At 62.9% G+C, this 410-nt stretch carries 1 protein-coding gene; it reads right to left on the reverse strand.

Going from position 1 to position 410, the window contains the following annotated elements:
* Window positions 1-410 (reverse strand): MFS transporter (locus EN994_RS35110; RefSeq protein ID WP_127308333.1); only part of this gene is annotated, 410 nt, incomplete at both ends.

A 410-nucleotide genomic window follows, 5' to 3' on the forward strand; every position in this document is an offset into this window, starting at 1 on the left:
AAGACCAGCAGGACCATGCCGCTGCTGACCAGCAGGAAGCCCGGAAAATCGAACGGCGTGCGCACGGGCTTGGTCATCGTCGGAAACAGCGAGGCGGCAAGAATTGCCGCCGCCAGCGCGAACGGCACGTTGATGAAGAAGATCCAGCGCCAGGAAATGTAGGTGGTCAGCGCACCGCCGACGAGCGGACCGACCAACGGTCCGGACTGGCCGGCCAGCGAGATGTACATGTTGATCTTGAGCGTTCGGCTGCGCGGAAAAGTCGACAGGATGACGACCTGGCCTAGTGTGCCCATCAAGGCGCCGCCGAAGCCTTGCAACGCACGCGCACCAACCAGCGTCCAGATGTTGTCGGACAGCCCGCAAAGCGCCGACGAGGCGGCGAACACCAGCAAGGCAAAGCAGTAGAC

The organism is Mesorhizobium sp. M7A.F.Ca.CA.002.09.1.1 (assembly GCF_003998555.1).
In the GTDB taxonomy this organism is placed as follows: domain Bacteria; phylum Pseudomonadota; class Alphaproteobacteria; order Rhizobiales; family Rhizobiaceae; genus Mesorhizobium; species Mesorhizobium ciceri.